Origin of the sequence: Flavobacterium sp. Root935 (assembly GCF_001429295.1) — a bacterium.
Taxonomy (GTDB): Bacteria; Bacteroidota; Bacteroidia; order Flavobacteriales; family Flavobacteriaceae; genus Flavobacterium.
In genome coordinates, this window is the sequence record NZ_LMJL01000012.1 from 768943 (window position 1) to 785457 (window position 16515).

Consider the following 16515-nt stretch of genomic DNA (forward strand, 5'->3'; position numbering starts at 1 on the left):
AATTAATTTTTAAAATTTAACATTTAAACCTGTCATAACGGTTTTAACAATTGGATATGAAATAGCATCTACTTCAGGATCTGAACCTTTTGGAAAATGGCTGATCGTAAATACGTCGTTAGCAGCTAAATACAGGCGAAGTCCTTCCAATCCAAGCTTATCAGTGATTTTTTTACTAAAATTATATCCCAATGTGATATTTTTAATTCTTACATAGCTGCCATCAACCAGCCAAAAATCAGACATGGCATAGTTATTTCCACTGCTTGCATTAGACAATCTTGGATATTCTGCGGCTGCGTTTTGCTCCGCTGTATTATTGACGCTCCAGAATTTGCCATCAATCAGTGTCGGCACATTCCCAAAAGTTTCCTGAAATGGCTGTACTGCATAATTGCTAAGTCTTACCTGTTGTTTGCCTACTCCATAAGCAACAAATGAAAAATCAAAAGTTTTATAAGTCAATCTGCCATTAAAACCGAAGGTGTAGCGTGGCAATGATCCACCCAAAATAACCCTGTCTTTGTCAGGCGTTATTTTGCCGTCTCCATCAATATCCATGTATTTGACATCTCCAGGTTTTACACTGGCACTTGTAACCGGAGAGCTTGCAACTTCTGCTGCTGTCTGGAATATGCCGTTTGATTTATATCCATACCAAGCTGCAAATTCCTGTCCTTCAATATTTGATGTATCTCCTAATATAGAAGTTCCTTTCAAATCATCAACATTTGTTTTAGCATCGGCTAAATTCGCTCCTAAACTGTACTTCCAGTCCGATCCGATCTTGTCTGACCAATTAACAGTCACTTCAAAACCTTTTGAGCTGACTTTCCCTGCGTTTTGAAAAGGCGCATCATACCCAAGATAAAGCGGCACATTTAGTTTGAGTAAAATATCCTTAGTCTGCCTGTAAAATACATCTCCGCTTAAAGTCAGCCTGTTATTTAAAAAAGTTGCATCTAAACCAATATCTGTACTTTCCTGTGTTTCCCATGTAATATCGTTAACTGCATAATTAACCTGAGAACCAGAAGTTGGAGCAACCACTGCACCATTTTGATAGAATAAAGCATTATACAAGTTAATAGTTGCCTGATAAGGATAATTTCCTATACGCTCGTTACCTGACTGTCCCCATGAAGCTCTAAACTTCAAAAAATCAACTCCAAATTCTTTAACTGATTTAAAAAAAGATTCTTCAGAAACCGCCCATCCCGCTCCCACAGAAGGAAAGAAAGCCCATCTTTGATCAGCATTAAATCTTGAAGATCCGTCATAACGACCACCTGCCTGAAAATAATATCTGTTTTTGAAATTGTAAGATACCCTTCCAAAATAAGAACTTAGAGCCGTTTCATAAGCAGAGCCTCCATTGTCTCTGAATGCTAGAAGCCCAGCATCTAGATATGGAAAATTCGATAATGTATAGGTTGCGCGAGAAGCCGTTATACTTTCATTGTATGAGTAATTATTTTCATATCCCACAGTGGCATCTAAATTATGTTTCTCACTGAAGGTATTTGCGTAATTAGCAATAAACTGTCCATTAAATCTATAAAAGTAAGGTCTCTCTTCTCTCAGCGAAGAAGAAGCCGGCTGCTGTCCCACGGCAACTTTTTTCGAAGGATCTAAAGCATCAGTGAATTCAACTACTTTGATGAACTGTTTATTTGACGAAAAAATTACTGTTGGAGCAGCCTGACCTGTAATAGTCAGCCCCTTAAAAGGCTTGAAATTCACAGCAATACGACCGGTTAGATTATTCACTATATCCTTTTTAAAACCGCCGTCGCTGATTTGTGCCAATGCATTACGCCCGTCCTTACCAAGTGCAAATCTGCCATCCGAATAATAATCATCATAGATTGCAGGCATAACTCTGGCATCCAAAAAAATGTTATTATTGAAAATATTAACATCTTTACTTTCAGTTCTCACCACACTCATATCAAAACTGGCACTCAGTTTATTGCTAAATTTAAAATCATTATAAACTCCCGCGTTTAATTTTTTAAAACCACGGTTATCATACAATGCCTCAATGGAAGAATACCCAAAAGCGGCTCTTGTTTTAACATTTTCAGATCCCGATGAAAATGCAAGGTTATGAATAATCCTTGGCGCATTATTTTTAATAATAGAAGACTGCCAATCGGTATCAGGATACAAGTCAGGATTAGCTGCATTATTAGCTTTATAATTATTAATGGTAGCTTGTGAATATAAAGGAGCGGCACCGTCATTAGCCAAATACTCATTATATAACTGCATATACCTGACAGCTCCCATTGAACCTGGCTGGTTTACTGGAGTCGCCTGTGCATATTCATAACTATAATCAAAACTGGTTTTTCCAGATTTTGCTCTCTTGGTAGTAATCAATAAAACCCCAGCAGCTGCCCTTGATCCATAAATGGCTGTAGATGCAGCATCTTTCAAGGCTGTTATCGTTTCTATATCTTCAGGATTCAGGTAATCAATATTTCCTGACGGCACGCCATCAACTATTATAAGAGGATCATTTCCTCCCGTATCTCCTAATGTAGTTACCCCACGAAAGCGGATTTTTGATTGCGAACCAGGAGCAGCGCCATTTCTTGTTACCGTTACTCCTGCCATTTGCCCTTGCAAAGCATCAGAAACTTGAACTGTTCTTCGTCCAGCTATTTCCTGAGACTTAACCGTTGCAATTGCTCCTGTCAAATCTTTCTTTTTAGAAGAACCGTACCCGATTACTACAATTTCCTGCAATTCTTTACTAGAAACCTTTAATACTATATTAAGGTTCGTTTGTCCTGATAAGGGTATTGTCTGAGTTTCAAAACCCATAAAAGAAGCAACAAGAATATTTCCTTTTTCAGCTTTAATTTCAAATTTTCCATCAAAATCGGTCGTGGCACCAATTTTTGTTCCTTGGATCTGAATCGTTACACCTGGAATGATCAATCCAGACTCATCTTTAATAATTCCTTTAACAGAATTTTGTGCGTACATATTCATACAAAGCAAAAAGCCTGTAATACTTAAAACGCAGCGAAGTTTGAGAAAAAAATCGTACATAATTTGTTTTGGTTTAGATTGGTTAGTAAATTTTTAATATTGATATTTTAGAGCCAAATATTAAAAGTTCTGAGCCAAATGTAGAATTTAAAGCACATCTAAGCAACGTATAAAATTGCGTATCAATCGTTTTTTCTATCTCAAACGTTTGCAGTATCGTTTTCGATAGATAGAAAATTTCTATCTTTGAAAAATATTTTGAATCCAAAATGCCATGCCGAGAGTTAAATGCCCTAAATGCAGCAAAGTAGAGACTGTTTTAAAGTCAGGATTTATCCGACAAAAACAGCGTTATTACTGTAAAGAATGCAACTATAATTTCACTTTAAATCATGAAAGTAGAAAAGCAAAAAATAAGACGAAGAAAAATTATCAGACAACAATAGTCGATATCGGGCAGGCAATGGGAATTTCGGCTACGACTGTCAGCCGTGCATTGAGGAATCATCCCGACATTAGTCCTGCAACAATTTTAGCAGTAAAACAGGTAGCTGTAGAAATGGAATACCGCCCTAACCTTCTTGCCCGAAATTTTGCCAATAAGCAATCACAGACAATTGGTGTTATTATCCCGCATCTGCAGTCTACTTTTTTTTCTTCGATGCTTGGAGGGATTCAGAAAATTGCTTCAAAAAACGGCTTTAAAGTCATAATATGCCAGTCGAATGAAGATTATGACACCGAATTAGAAAATGTACAAGTACTGATGGACAGTCGAGTTGACGGTCTTTTAATCTGTCACTCCTCCAGTACTATTCAATTTGATTATATAGAATCATACAGCAAAAGAGGAATTCCTATCGTCAATTTCTACCGCATCAATCCTATAAAAAGCATTTCAAAAGTTTTAGCAAAAAATACGGAAGGAGCAGAAAAAATCACCAACCACCTTTTGGAGCAGGGATGTAAACGTATAGGAATCATATTAGGTCCTAAATCTTTATCCATTACAGAAGAACGTTTGCTTGGCTATCTGAATGTCTTAAAAAAGAATAAAATTAAAATAGACAAAGAACTTATTGCTTATACAGATTATTCGAATATAAGCATTAACGGAGTGGTAGATGACTGGCTGAATCTAGATCAAAGACCCGATGCAATTTTCTGCATTTCAGACCGATCTGCCATATATGTAATCAAACATCTTAAAAAAAGAAAGGTTAAAGTACCTTCAGATATCGCTGTTGCCGGTTTTGGAAATGATCTGATGGGGGAATTAATAGATCCGCCGCTTACTACTTATAATATACAAACTTCAGTAATTGGTGAAACTACAATGCAAATGTTTTTACATCAATATAATAATGATTCTGAAACAGAAACAAAGATTCAAACAATAGACGGAGATCTTTTAATAAGAGAATCAAGCCTTAAGAGAAAAAACCAATAAATAGAAAGTCATTAAATCACTTTCTTGTAGATTGTCTAATAATCAGCTTCGGCCTAAATGAATTCTTAATTTTACGGCCAGGTGTATCCATGATAATATCATTAATTAGTATTTCAGCCGCAAGTTCTCCAAGTTTATGAGGATTTAAATCTATAGTTGTTAAAGAAGGATTCAAATAATGCGAGAAAGAATCATTCCCACATCCCGCTACAGCCAGTTCATTAGGCACGTTAATCTTCTGATGGCTTAAATAATGTATTATTTCTATTGCTCCTCTGTCATAAATACAAAAAACGGCATCTGGTTTTTCTTTTTTATGGAGTAATTGTGAAACAGCAAAAATTTCTCTTTCACGCTGCAGATCACAATAAATTATATTTTCTTTTCTAATTTTTATACCTGCCGATTCTGCTCCGGCAATACAGCCTTCAACTCGTTGTCTGCTCATAATTAAATTCTCAGGACCTGCAATAATCGCAATATTTTTATATCCTTCCTGAGCTAAATGTTCGCCAATCATAAACCCCGCAACAAACTGATCATTTGAAACAAAATGAGTATCAAGACCTAAAAGTTCTCTGTCAATTGCCAAAAGCGGAATGTTATTTTTAACAATGCTATGGTGTTCTGTAAAATTACTGGTCTCTTTAGAATGTACAATAGCGATACCGTCAACATTCAGCCCGATAAGAGTTTGAATTCCCTTAATCTCATCCATGAAAGAATCTTTTGACTGGCAGGTAACAATAAAAAACTTCTGCTCAATTGCCCTCTCCTGCATACCGCTAATGATTGAAGCATAATAACCTCGTTCAATATCAGGAACAAGAACTCCTATAATATTGCTTCTATTGCTTTTAAAGTTCTGAGCAAAAAAATTAGGCTGGTAGCCAAGGTCTTTTGCTGTATCTCTGATAATCTGTTTTGTTTTTTCTGTGATATCCGAATGATCTTTTAAAGACCTTGAAACAGTTGAAATTGAAAACCCCGTTTTCTCAGAAATATCTTTTATTGTAATCATTTTCTTCTTCATTTCACAAATATAATTATTTGTGCAAATTTTAATTTCGTTTGCGCAAAAAAAATCATTTATTCTCACAAATTATAATATTTTTTATAATAGTTTTGACTGTTTTTCAACTGATTAATAATTTCATTTTTACTGTTTTGTGACCAATTAAATTGCTTTTAAAGTAAAAAAAATGAAGTCATAAACGGATCAATAAATTAATTAACAGCTGCATAATCATTACTAACTAAAACCAAAATTATTATGAAAAAAATTAAAACTTTAATGCCGGCATTTTTTTACAGTTCACTGCTGTTTTTGCTTTTTAGTTTTACTGCCCGGTCGCAGAATTACCAATTAGTATGGTCTGATGATTTTAACGGTACTGGAGCACCAGATTCCAATAAATGGGGCTACGAACTGGGCGGTAACATCCGAAACAGCGAGCTGCAGTATTATACCAACAGCCTCAACAATGTAAAACAGAACAATGGAAACTTAGAAATTACTGTCATAAAAGAAGACTTTGGCGGTAAGCAATATACGTCTGGAAGCGTTATTTCTCTAAATAAATTTTCAGTAACATACGGGAAAATTGAAGGGCGTTTTAAAATGCCTAACGGAAAAGGATTGTGGGCCTGCTTTTGGACTTTGGGTTCCAATTTTCCGCAGATTGGATGGCCAAAATGTGGTGAAATAGACATTTTTGAGCATCTAAACAGTGAAACTATGGTTCATGGAACAACACATTGGGCAGGAGCAAATGAAATACATGTACAAGACGGTTCCACTTATAATGTTGATGTCACACAATGGCATGTGTATTCCATAACGTGGGATGCCAACTATATTAAATGGTATGTTGATGATATTTTGTACAAACAATTTAGAGTCACAGACGGATATAATTTTACAGGCGAATTTCATAAACCTCATTATATACTTATAAATCTTCCTATTGGAGGAACTTGGCCAGGACCGCCTGATGCAACAACTGTTCTCCCTGCCACAATGTACTGCGATTATGTAAAAGTTTATAAAGATACCGATAACACTCAAATTGCAGCAACAGGTTTTTCAATATCTCCAAATACACTAACTTTAAACCAAGGGGGGAAACAGGTAATAAATACTGCATTTGTACCTGCAAATACAACAAACCAGATTGTTTCATGGACCTCAAGCAACAGCTCAGTTGCAATTGTAAATAACTGGGGACTGGTTACCGGCACGGGTATTGGTGCGGCAACCATAACTGCAATAGCTTCCAATGGAAGTACTGCCACCTGCAGCGTTTCTGTACAGAATCTGGCTAATGTAAATAAATTAGTGAATGGAAATTTTGATGCCAATACAACGGCAACCCAGACTCCCATAGGCTGGTCTGAATGGGGAAGCGCATCAAATGCACAGACTTCAGCAGCTGCGCCTTACTCACCAGCATACAAAGGTATCCAATGGGGCACTACAGCTTATGAAGTTGCAGTCTTTCAATCATTAACTGGTATTGCTAATGGAAACTACACAATGAAAGCCTGGGTTCGCAGTTCCGGCGGCCAGAATTTTGCCACCATGTATGCAAAAGGCTACGGCGGTACCGACCAGAACTACTCTGTTGCTGCCAGTATACCTAATTGGACTCAAATACAAATCAACAATATCAAAGTTACCAACAATACCTGTGAGCTTGGGTTTTATCAATCTGCAAAAGCAAATAATTGGCTGGATTATGATAATGTTGAGTTTTATTTGTCACCAGTTGCTATCACAGCATTTGGAATTTCACAAAACAGTATGACAATGCCTATTGGAACCAACAGAGCTCTTAATACTGTTTTCACTCCGGTTAATGCTACTGATCAAAATGTAGTATGGACCTCCAGTAACAATGCAGTAGCCACAGTAAACAATTTAGGAATTATTACTGCTGTAGGTGTTGGAACGGTTACAATTACAGCTACTGCTTCTGACGGAAAAACTGCAAATTGCAGCGTATCTGTACAGGATCTTGTAAACTTTAACAAACTTAACAATGGTAATTTTGAAGCAAACACAACCACAACACAGACGCCAACAGGATGGACTGAATATGGTACTGGCTCCGCTAATGCGCAAACCTCAACAAGTTCGCCGCATTCTGGAACTTACAAAGGCACTCAGTCCTCAGCCTCAGCTTTTGAAGTTGCCGTTTTCCAGTCCCTCACCTATATTGTAAACGGGAATTATACCATGAAAGCCTGGGTACGTAGTTCTGGCGGACAAAGCACGGCGCTTATGTATGCAAAAAATTACGGAGGAAATCCATTGAATTATTATTTAAATACAAGCATACCCAACTGGACTCAGGTACAGATCAATAATATCATTGTAACAAACAATAGCTGCGAATTGGGCTTTTATCAATATACAGGTACTGCAGACAAATGGTTGGATTATGATGATGTAGAGTTTTATTTAACCTCTGCCGGATCTGCCAATACTTTAAGTTTAAAAAACGTACAAAACTTAAATTCAGAGGTAATCAATGCTTCTTTACCAGTAGAAAATTTTGTTGCTTATCCTAATCCTGTCAAATCAGGATCTACATTAAATATCTCATCAAATGACGAAGTTCCATTCGATATTTTTATTATCAATATGAACGGGGAAACTATATTTTCTAAATTGAACAATTATGATACTTCTACCGCTGTTCCAATTTCTAATTTGAATAAAGGAGTCTACTTTCTTAGGACTACGAACTCTGTAAGAACAAGGATTCAAAAAATTTTTGTAGAGTAGTTTAAAAATTGAAACAATCAATATTATGAAGGTTCCAGGCTCAAGATTAGAATCCTACTTCTCACCATAATAGTATGATAGACGAAAAGAAAGTGTTCAATCTTTCCAAAACCTTTATAAAACGTTGTAAGACCTGCAAATCTTTAGATTCGCAGGTCTTCTTTAAGAAACTATTAAATCTTTCTAACAGTGCTCAAATCTGCTTTTATTTTCTTTTTTATACAATCGTAATTTCTCTTTTGATGTTTTTTATTGAATATACCGCATTAAATAAAATACATTCTTAAATTTGTATGATCTACTACCTTGCAAACGCAAATTATCATTAAGCTTATGTATGCTAGACTTGAGAAATTTCTAAAAAGTAAAACAAATATAAATCAGAAGTCGCTGCTTACAATTTCTCCTGCTTTACTTTAATACAAACAAAGCGGAACGAAATCCTGCTGTATTATAATCAGATATTTAATGATTATTATTTTATAAATAAAGTCTGTGTCCGATTGTATACTAGTAATAAACCATAACAGGATATGAAATTTACAACAGGAGAAATAATATTTTAACACTACAAAACAAAAACATGAAAAAACTACTAATAATATCCATTCTGGCAGCATTCTCCACGATAATGTCTGCTCAACAAAACAACTTCCAGCTTTCAAGCCACATCTTGGATGTATCAAAAGGAAGTCCGGTCAGCGACGTTACAATACGATTAGAAAAATATGATCAACAAACAAAAATATGGTCTTTCATTGAGGAGAAAAAAACCGATATAAACGGGAGAATCACAGATTTTCTAAACTCGGAAAAATCTAATTTAGGAATTTACAAATTGACTTACTTTACAGCCGATTATTTTAAAAACAATCATGTAGAAAGTTTTTACCCCTTTATAGAAGTTGTATTTCAGATAAAGGACCAAAAACATTATCACGTTCCTATAACTCTCTCCGCTTTTGGATATTCAACTTACCGAGGAAATTAATTCAGCTGAAAAATATTTTATTTTTGAGTTTTCCCAAAATTATGTTTTAAAAAAAAGGTCCTTTCGCATCTGTCAGAATCAAATATAAGAATTTAGGTAATTTAAAAATTAGCCCGACAATTTACAAAATGATTTACACATAGATATCCCTGGTCTAATCATTTGCTTCTTAATAAGCATATTACCAGTTTAATTCCGCTAATATTCGTTCGGCCGATTCAAAACTTTTAAAACCTAATCCGTTTTGTATGCGCCACTTGATAAAACGATGCTCCTGTTCGGCAACATGTTAAGATATTTACATTGCCGGATTTTAATCTTTGAGAACGAGCGCTTGTTGTAGACTTTGATCGCTGCTGTATTAGAACCGCTTTTATCAATGTTTATTACTCGTGGTTTGTAGTTATTACTAATTACTTTAATTAGACTGGGCACACATTCTCTGTCTTTTTCTAGTCAAAAGAAAGTTAACCTTATTACCTAATTTATCAACTGCCCTATATCAATAACACCAAATACCTTTTACCTTGATATAGGTCTCATCTAATCTCCAGCCCGTCCCCGCTCTGCCTTTTCTCTTCTTCATCTCTGACTCAAGCAGAGGTGTAAACTTATAAACCCATGGCCGAATCGCGGCATGACCCACAAGCACCCCTTTAATTTCCATTATTCCCTCAGCATCACGGTAACTAAGTGTAAATCTTAGTTTAAAATATACTGCCTGAATATTGATATATTTTAGACAGTGATGATCTTTAGGATTCATTTGTTGATGGGTTTAAAATTATATGATAACGTTATTTCCAAATGGGGGCAGAACCATATCTATGGGTTTAAAATTATATCTATTTTCAATTTTGAGGCCGCCCGCAAATGTAAAATGATTATTTTTGTTTAACACTAATTAATAATCATTAAACAAAACATATGATAAAGTCAATCATTGCAAAAATAGACCATAGTGTATTGAATGAAATTCAGATCGACAGAATTATAGAAATGGCATGGGAAGACCGAACTCCTTTTGATGCAATAAAATTTCAATTTGGTCTATCTGAAAGTGATGTGAAAGCTTTGATGAAGAAAGAATTAAAGTTCAGCAGTTACAGATTGTGGCGCGAGAGGGTTGAAAATTGTAAAACAAAACACACAGCAAAGAGACCCGAAGGTATTGACAAGTTTAAATGTAACAGGCAAAGAGCAATTTCAAATAATAAAATCTCTAAGCGTTAATAAAATTTTACAGATGACGAAAAACGATAAACCCGATAATGTAGTTTTTTCAAAGGATCATGGCTATAATGCAAGGCTATTGCCATATGCTACAAATGTGGGCGCACCGGTAATAAAAGCAGATGATGCAGCAGGCTGGAAAAACATGGGCATAAATAAGGTAAACAAAGAATTTGAAAGTAAATTCAACGAACTGAAAATGCATTACCTGGATTTAATCGAGGAATTCCAGTGGAATGAACTGGTATACAACGCCAGATTTTCTTTTGAACCTATTGTGGGCGAAATATATCATTTATATAAAGATGCAGATGGTTCTCACTTTCTTTCACTAATAGGGCCCAAAGAATGGAATAAGGAACATGCAGGTACTTTTAGACTTAACAGCGATAAAAAATGGATACTGATCGATCTGAAAAGCTCAATCTTTTAATAAAACTTCATACTAATGAAAAACAAAATAAATTTTAAAACCAGTGATCTTGAAAAAATGGAAAAGCAGACTGCCGTGCATTTAATAAACAGTTTAGGCGGTTTTAAAAGTGTGGCATTAGTTGGAACTTCTGATGGTGAGGGAAATACTAATTTATCCATTTTTAGTTCTTTTTTTCATATTGGTGCCAATCCTCCATTAATAGGCATGATTTTTCGCCCCAGCCCGCCAGAGCGTGATACTATGAGAAATATTATAGATACAGGATTCTATACTATTAATCATATCAGCGAACAGATATACAGGCAGGCACATCAGACATCAGCGAGATACAGCAGAGAAATTTCAGAATTTGAAGCTGCAGGACTCAGCGTGGAATATAAAAATAACTTTCCCGCTCCTTTTGTGCTCGAAAGCAGCATACAGTTAGGTATTGAATTTAAAGAAAAAATGGCCATTCCAATCAATAACACTACTATGATCATTGGGGAAATAGTCCAGATTTTTATTCCCGAAGACTGCTTGTCTGAGGATGGTTTTGTCGATTTAGAAAAAGCCAATACCGTTACATGTTCGGGTCTGGACAGCTATCATAAAACCATCCAGTTAGACCGTTTAAGCTATGCAAAACCAGATAAGGAAATTACATCACTGCTTAAAAATTGAATAAAAAAAAGATAAATATTATGTGGTTCAAACGTGATCTCCGTTTTACAGATCACGAACCCCTGTTTATGGCCCAGCGGGAAAATATTCCGCTTCTTTTAGTTTATTTTTTTGAGCCGTCGATAATGGCTTGCCCTGATTCTGATGTGCGTCACTGGCGGTTTGTTTATGAATCCTTACAGGAAATGCAGTCTAAATTAAAGTCAATTGCTGCGCAGATTTATTATTTTCATAACGAAGCTGCAACTGTTTTTGAGCACCTATGCAGTCTTTATGATGTTCAAACGGTATTTTCGCATCAGGAAATAGGCAGCAAGGCCACTTTTGACAGGGATAATGCCATGCAGTCTTTCTTTGATAATCATAAAATACTTTGGAAACAATCGCAGCTCCATGGTGTAATCAGAAAGCTGCGATCTAAACAAGATTGGGATAAGCGCTGGGAGCAAACAATGCGTGCAATTCCTAAAATGATTGATCTGACTACTTTTAAATTTGAAAATTTAGATCCTGATCTCTATCAAAAGCTAAAAGGGAAAGCGCTTTCTAGTGAAATTAAGCAGCGAAATGAAAATTTTCAGCAGGGCGGCGAATATTGGGCCTGGCGGTATTTGCAAAGTTTTGTAAAAGAAAGACATGTCAATTACAGCCGGCATATTTCCAAACCTGGTTTAAGCCGAAAAGGCTGCAGCCGCTTATCCCCCTATTTGACCTACGGAAACATCAGTATGCGAATGGTGTATCAATATACCAATCAGTTTTATGAATCATCTTCCAGCAAAAGGGCTATACTTAATTTTGTTTCCAGACTGCATTGGCACTGCCATTTTATGCAGAAATTTGAAAATAACTGTGAAATTGAATTTGAAAATATAAACAAAGATTATGATTCCCTGATAAAACCCAGAAATGAAATCTATATAAAAGCCTGGCAGGAAGGTAAAACAGGCGTTCCAATTATTGATGCCTGTATGAGATGTTTAGTCCGCACAGGTTATATAAACTTTAGAATGAGGGCCATGCTGGTTTCCTTTTTTACATTCAATTTGTGGCAGGACTGGCGTGAACTGCATTTTCTGGCAAGACAGTTTTTAGATTACGAACCCGGAATTCATTATCCGCAGATTCAGATGCAGGCCGGTACAACAACAGGCAGTACCATTAGAATTTATAATCCGATAAAAAACTCACAGCAGCACGATGCAGAGGGTATTTTTATAAAAAGATGGCTGCCTGAGCTGGCTGAAATTCCACCACAATTAATTCATGAACCATGGAAATTAAATATTATCGAGCAGCAATTTTACAAATGCGAAATAGGTAAAGATTATCCAGAGCCCATCGTTGACATAGAAGAAACCCGGAAATACGCCAGTGATATTGTCTGGAGTTTTAGAAATAAACAAAAAAATGCGAGGAGTTAAAAAGCAAAACCTGCGCAGTAAAACCTGCATCGTCTGCCAGAGACCATTTGCATGGAGAAAAAAATGGGAAAAGGTATGGGACGAAGTGAAATATTGCAGTGATAAATGCAGAAGCAGTAAATAATATGGAAACCAAAACTTTAAGGCTCATTCTTGGAGATCAGCTAAATGGCAATCATTCCTGGTTTGAAACGATAGACAATTCAATAACCTATGTGATGATGGAAATCCGGACAGAAACCGACTATGCCATACACCACATACAAAAAATAACAGGATTCTTTGCGGCAATGCGCCAGTTTTCCAACTTCCTGAAATCCAAAAAACACCATTTTATTTATCTGGAAATAAACGATAAAGACAATTTACAGTCCCTTGAGGCCAATCTATCCCTTCTAATAGAAAGGGATCATTACACAAGATTCGAATACATGCTGCCCGATGAGTATCGCGTAGATGCAGTATTACAAAAATTTACATCCCAGATTTCTATTGCTTCTAAAGTTTACGATACCGAGCATTTTTTCAGTACCCGTAATGAACTGGGAAAATTCTTTGAAGGCAAAAAAACTTTGCTGATGGAAAGTTTTTATCGCGCCATGCGAAAGAAACATCATGTACTAATGTCAGCAGACAGCCCACTGACAGGCCAGTGGAACTATGATCAGGAGAATAGAAAGAAACTGCCTAAAAATCATAAACCCGCTGCTCCTTTAGTTTTTAATAATGATGTTTCCCACATAGTGGATGCCATTTTACAGAATGATATTAAAACGATCGGATCTATTGACAAAACAAATTTTATCTGGCCAATAGACAGGGAACAGTCCCTTGAACTCCTTGATTATTTTACAGATGAATGCCTGCCTTTATTCGGTTCTTACCAAGATGCGATGGTCCCTTATGAGTGGTCCTTATACCACTCCAGATTATCATTTTCGTTAAACACAAAAATGATTTCTCCATCTGAAGTCATACAAACGGCAATTGCAAAATGGGAGAAAAATTCTAAAATCATCACTTACAATCAATTGGAAGGTTTTGTACGTCAGATTATTGGATGGCGGGAATACATGAGGGGTATTTACTGGCTCAAGATGCCGGAATATGCTGCATTAAATTTTTTTGGCCATAAGGAAAAATTGCCTCAATGGTTCTGGACAGGCAAAACTAAAATGAACTGTCTTAAAGACGCCATAACGCAGTCCCTGACATTTGCTTATGCGCACCATATCCAGCGTTTGATGATCACAGGGAATTTTGCCCTTTTGGCCGGAACCGATCCTGATGAAGTCGACAACTGGTATCTTGGCATATATATCGATGCTCTGCATTGGGTTGAAATAACAAACACACGAGGCATGAGCCAGTTTGCAGATGGAGGAATTGTCGGCACCAAACCTTATGTCAGTTCAGCTTCTTATATTGATAAAATGAGCCATTACTGCAGTACCTGCTTCTATAATAAAGCAAAAAAGACAGGCGATAAAGCATGTCCTTTTAACAGCCTGTATTGGAATTTTTATGATAAACAGGAACAGAAGCTCGCAGAAAATCCAAGAATTGGAATAATGTATAAAACATGGCATAAAATGAAGCCCGAAGCTAAAGCAGCAATGTTGAAACAGGCTGATTATTATTTGAAAAATATAAATAACTTATGAAAACAGCATTAGTTTGGTTTAAAACAGATTTACGAATAACCGATAATGAAACATTATTGAAAGCAGCCTCACAAAATGACAGTGTTATTCCTGTTTATTGTTTCGACGATTCACATTTTGCAGTAACACCTTATGGATTTAAAAAAACAGGAGATTTCAGGGCCCAATTTCTTATGGAATCCTTAATTGATCTGGATAGGAATTTAAGAGCATTAGGATCCGGACTGCTTATTTTGAAAGGAAAGCCTGAAATTGAAATTCCAAAAGCAGTGAAACACTACAAAGCTGTTAAAGTGTATGCCAAACGTGAAGTTGCTTTTGAAGAAAAGCGTACTGAAAATTTAGTTCAGTCGGAGCTTTGGAAGCTTCGATGTGAATTTTTAACCTTTAGTACCAGTACTTTGTATCATGCAGAGGACCTACCTTTTTCAATAAAAAACATACCGGATGTATTTACTGATTTCAGAAAAAAAACGGAGAAAGATGCTGCAATACGATTGGCATTTGAAAAACCGGAAAATATAAAGTCGCCAGAAATTCCTAAACTTGAACTTCCAAATCTCAAGCAGCTTGGTTTAAAAAAGATAATTATGGACCCAAGAGCTGCTTTTGAATTTGCTGGAGGAGAATCTCAGGCCTTAAAAAGATTAGATTATTATTTTTTTGAATCCAATCTAATATCAACTTACAAGAAGACCCGAAACGGAATGGCAGGTCCTGATTATTCTTCCAAATTTTCGTCCTGGCTTGCCTTGGGATGTATTTCTCCAAGATTTATTTACCAGGAACTTAAAAGATACGAGTCCCTTTATACTGCTAATGAATCAACTTATTGGCTGGTATTTGAATTGCTTTGGCGCGATTACTTTAGATTTATGATGAAGAAATATCCTAACCGTTTTTTTTACAAGAACGGACTTAAAAATAGCGATTCTTCAACTTCAAAAATAGATTTTCAGAAGCTCCATAACTGGATTGAAGGAAAAACAGGTGTCGATTTTATTGATGCCAACATGATTGAACTCAAATTGACGGGCTTTATGAGTAATCGTGGCCGTCAAAATGCAGCAAGCTATCTGTGTAACGATTTAGTAATAGACTGGCGATATGGTGCAGCTTACTTCGAGCAGCAGCTCATAGATTATGATGTCTGCAGCAACTGGGGGAATTGGGCTTATTTAGCCGGTGTTGGAAATGACCCAAGAGGTAGTCGTTACTTCAATATCGAAAAACAGGCAATAGATTACGATAAAGATAAAAGCTTTAGAAATTTATGGTTAAAAAAGCAATAATAACCGACGTAATCTCCCTTTTACAGATTCTTATAAAACCAGGACATAATACGTTCTTATTTTATCTCAGTTTAAATCATTAAAAAAAGACAGCTACATGGTATTTTTTTCTTTCCTTCAAAAAAATATCTTTGCAAAGTCCAAATTTTCCCTAATTAAAATTAGAGACCTCTAAATTTTAACAAACATTAAAATATTAATTATTCGCACATCAAAACCAAAAATTACTTGTCTGAAGATAAAAAATCGTTTTGTATTGAATGCTTTTTGATGATCTACTAGAGTTATCCCTCTATCTATTTATTTCGATTATGATTATACTTTAATGCTTCTGATTCTATTTCCTGGATTGTTTTCTTTTTCCCTTTAGAAATCCATTCTAAAAGCTCTTCTTCAAAAAAGTACAGCTTTTTACCATATTTATAGCACGGAATTTTTCTCTGCCTTACAAGAGCGTAAATTGTAGGCTTTGCTTTTCCTATGAGCCGGCTTGCTTCTTCAATACCAATAGGAATACTTTTTTCTTTAGATTCATATACCTATACATTCTGAATCAAAAGTTTAATCTC

At 35.8% G+C, this 16515-nt stretch carries 14 protein-coding genes; 10 read left to right on the top strand and 4 right to left on the bottom strand.

All coding sequences use genetic code 11. The features are described 5' to 3' along the window. Positions 1–9 precede the first annotated feature (9 nt). A complete protein-coding gene (locus tag ASE40_RS18060) occupies positions 10–3063 on the bottom strand; it encodes a SusC/RagA family TonB-linked outer membrane protein (RefSeq protein ID WP_082586830.1) in 3054 nt (1017 codons plus the stop codon). 214 nt (positions 3064–3277) lie between these two features. On the opposite strand from ASE40_RS18060, the gene ASE40_RS18065 reads away from it, so the two are divergent. Then, positions 3278–4453 carry a substrate-binding domain-containing protein gene (locus ASE40_RS18065; protein WP_057118522.1) on the top strand — a complete coding sequence of 392 codons (1176 nt, stop codon included), beginning with the start codon at positions 3278–3280 and terminating at the stop codon, positions 4451–4453. Positions 4454–4469: 16 nt separating this feature from the next. Here the strand turns inward: ASE40_RS18065 and ASE40_RS18070 are convergent, their stop codons facing one another. Next, the gene (locus ASE40_RS18070; protein WP_057118523.1) at positions 4470–5474 is read right to left on the bottom strand and encodes a LacI family DNA-binding transcriptional regulator; all 1005 of its coding nucleotides are present in this window, start codon (positions 5472–5474) and stop codon (positions 4470–4472) included. A gap of 252 nt (positions 5475–5726) precedes the next feature. Here ASE40_RS18070 and ASE40_RS18075 point away from each other — a divergent pair, with 252 nt between their 5' ends. Beyond that, complete coding sequence (locus ASE40_RS18075; protein WP_057118524.1) at positions 5727–8243, top strand: Ig-like domain-containing protein; 2517 nt, start codon at positions 5727–5729, stop codon at positions 8241–8243. A gap of 583 nt (positions 8244–8826) precedes the next feature. Then, positions 8827–9234: a hydroxyisourate hydrolase gene (gene uraH, locus ASE40_RS18080; RefSeq protein ID WP_057118525.1), complete on the top strand. Its 408-nt coding sequence runs from the start codon at positions 8827–8829 to the stop codon at positions 9232–9234. A gap of 502 nt (positions 9235–9736) precedes the next feature. On the opposite strand, the gene ASE40_RS18085 is transcribed toward uraH, so the two are convergent. Then, positions 9737–10000 carry an IS6 family transposase gene (locus tag ASE40_RS18085; RefSeq protein ID WP_057118526.1) on the bottom strand — a complete coding sequence of 88 codons (264 nt, stop codon included), beginning with the start codon at positions 9998–10000 and terminating at the stop codon, positions 9737–9739. Positions 10001–10161: 161 nt separating this feature from the next. Here ASE40_RS18085 and ASE40_RS18090 point away from each other — a divergent pair, with 161 nt between their 5' ends. The 7 genes from ASE40_RS18090 to ASE40_RS18115 are packed head-to-tail and all read left to right on the top strand — an operon-like array spanning position 10162 to position 15946. Beyond that, positions 10162–10467 (top strand): TIGR03643 family protein, encoded by a 306-nt coding sequence (locus ASE40_RS18090; protein ID WP_057118527.1) that lies wholly within the window; start codon positions 10162–10164, stop codon positions 10465–10467. Between the two features lie 13 nt (positions 10468–10480). After that, positions 10481–10900, top strand: a complete 420-nt coding sequence (locus ASE40_RS18095; RefSeq protein WP_057118528.1) for a DUF2452 domain-containing protein — start codon at positions 10481–10483, stop codon at positions 10898–10900. Between the two features lie 15 nt (positions 10901–10915). After that, positions 10916–11566, top strand: coding sequence for a flavin reductase family protein (locus ASE40_RS18100; RefSeq protein ID WP_128414992.1), 651 nt, complete (start codon positions 10916–10918; stop codon positions 11564–11566). 20 nt (positions 11567–11586) lie between these two features. Further along, positions 11587–12990: a cryptochrome/deoxyribodipyrimidine photo-lyase family protein gene (locus tag ASE40_RS18105; RefSeq protein ID WP_057118529.1), complete on the top strand. Its 1404-nt coding sequence runs from the start codon at positions 11587–11589 to the stop codon at positions 12988–12990. Further along, a complete protein-coding gene (locus ASE40_RS21755) occupies positions 12977–13114 on the top strand; it encodes a DUF2256 domain-containing protein (protein ID WP_082586833.1) in 138 nt (45 codons plus the stop codon). The genes ASE40_RS18105 and ASE40_RS21755 overlap by 14 nt, the downstream gene beginning before the upstream one ends. Before the next feature lies 1 nt (position 13115). Then, positions 13116–14654, top strand: coding sequence for a cryptochrome/photolyase family protein (locus ASE40_RS18110; protein ID WP_057118530.1), 1539 nt, complete (start codon positions 13116–13118; stop codon positions 14652–14654). Next, complete coding sequence (locus ASE40_RS18115) at positions 14651–15946, top strand: DASH family cryptochrome (RefSeq protein ID WP_057118531.1); 1296 nt, start codon at positions 14651–14653, stop codon at positions 15944–15946. Before ASE40_RS18110 ends, ASE40_RS18115 begins: the two co-directional genes overlap by 4 nt. Before the next feature lie 296 nt (positions 15947–16242). Here the strand turns inward: ASE40_RS18115 and ASE40_RS22545 are convergent, their stop codons facing one another. Beyond that, positions 16243–16461 (bottom strand): helix-turn-helix domain-containing protein, encoded by a 219-nt coding sequence (locus ASE40_RS22545; protein ID WP_317039125.1) that lies wholly within the window; start codon positions 16459–16461, stop codon positions 16243–16245. Positions 16462–16515: the final 54 nt, after the last annotated feature.

Bases quoted from the DNA above. Each gene is read 5' to 3' on its own strand.
- ASE40_RS18060 (WP_082586830.1), bottom strand. From the start codon at position 3,063: ATGTACGATTTTTTTCTCAAACTTCGCTGCGTTTTAAGTATTACAGGC.
- ASE40_RS18065 (WP_057118522.1), top strand. From the start codon at position 3,278: ATGCCGAGAGTTAAATGCCCTAAATGCAGCAAAGTAGAGACTGTTTTA.
- ASE40_RS18070 (WP_057118523.1), bottom strand. From the start codon at position 5,474: ATGATTACAATAAAAGATATTTCTGAGAAAACGGGGTTTTCAATTTCA.
- ASE40_RS18075 (WP_057118524.1), top strand. From the start codon at position 5,727: ATGAAAAAAATTAAAACTTTAATGCCGGCATTTTTTTACAGTTCACTG.
- uraH (WP_057118525.1), top strand. From the start codon at position 8,827: ATGAAAAAACTACTAATAATATCCATTCTGGCAGCATTCTCCACGATA.
- ASE40_RS18085 (WP_057118526.1), bottom strand. From the start codon at position 10,000: ATGAATCCTAAAGATCATCACTGTCTAAAATATATCAATATTCAGGCA.
- ASE40_RS18090 (WP_057118527.1), top strand. From the start codon at position 10,162: ATGATAAAGTCAATCATTGCAAAAATAGACCATAGTGTATTGAATGAA.
- ASE40_RS18095 (WP_057118528.1), top strand. From the start codon at position 10,481: ATGACGAAAAACGATAAACCCGATAATGTAGTTTTTTCAAAGGATCAT.
- ASE40_RS18100 (WP_128414992.1), top strand. From the start codon at position 10,916: ATGAAAAACAAAATAAATTTTAAAACCAGTGATCTTGAAAAAATGGAA.
- ASE40_RS18105 (WP_057118529.1), top strand. From the start codon at position 11,587: ATGTGGTTCAAACGTGATCTCCGTTTTACAGATCACGAACCCCTGTTT.
- ASE40_RS21755 (WP_082586833.1), top strand. From the start codon at position 12,977: ATGCGAGGAGTTAAAAAGCAAAACCTGCGCAGTAAAACCTGCATCGTC.
- ASE40_RS18110 (WP_057118530.1), top strand. From the start codon at position 13,116: ATGGAAACCAAAACTTTAAGGCTCATTCTTGGAGATCAGCTAAATGGC.
- ASE40_RS18115 (WP_057118531.1), top strand. From the start codon at position 14,651: ATGAAAACAGCATTAGTTTGGTTTAAAACAGATTTACGAATAACCGAT.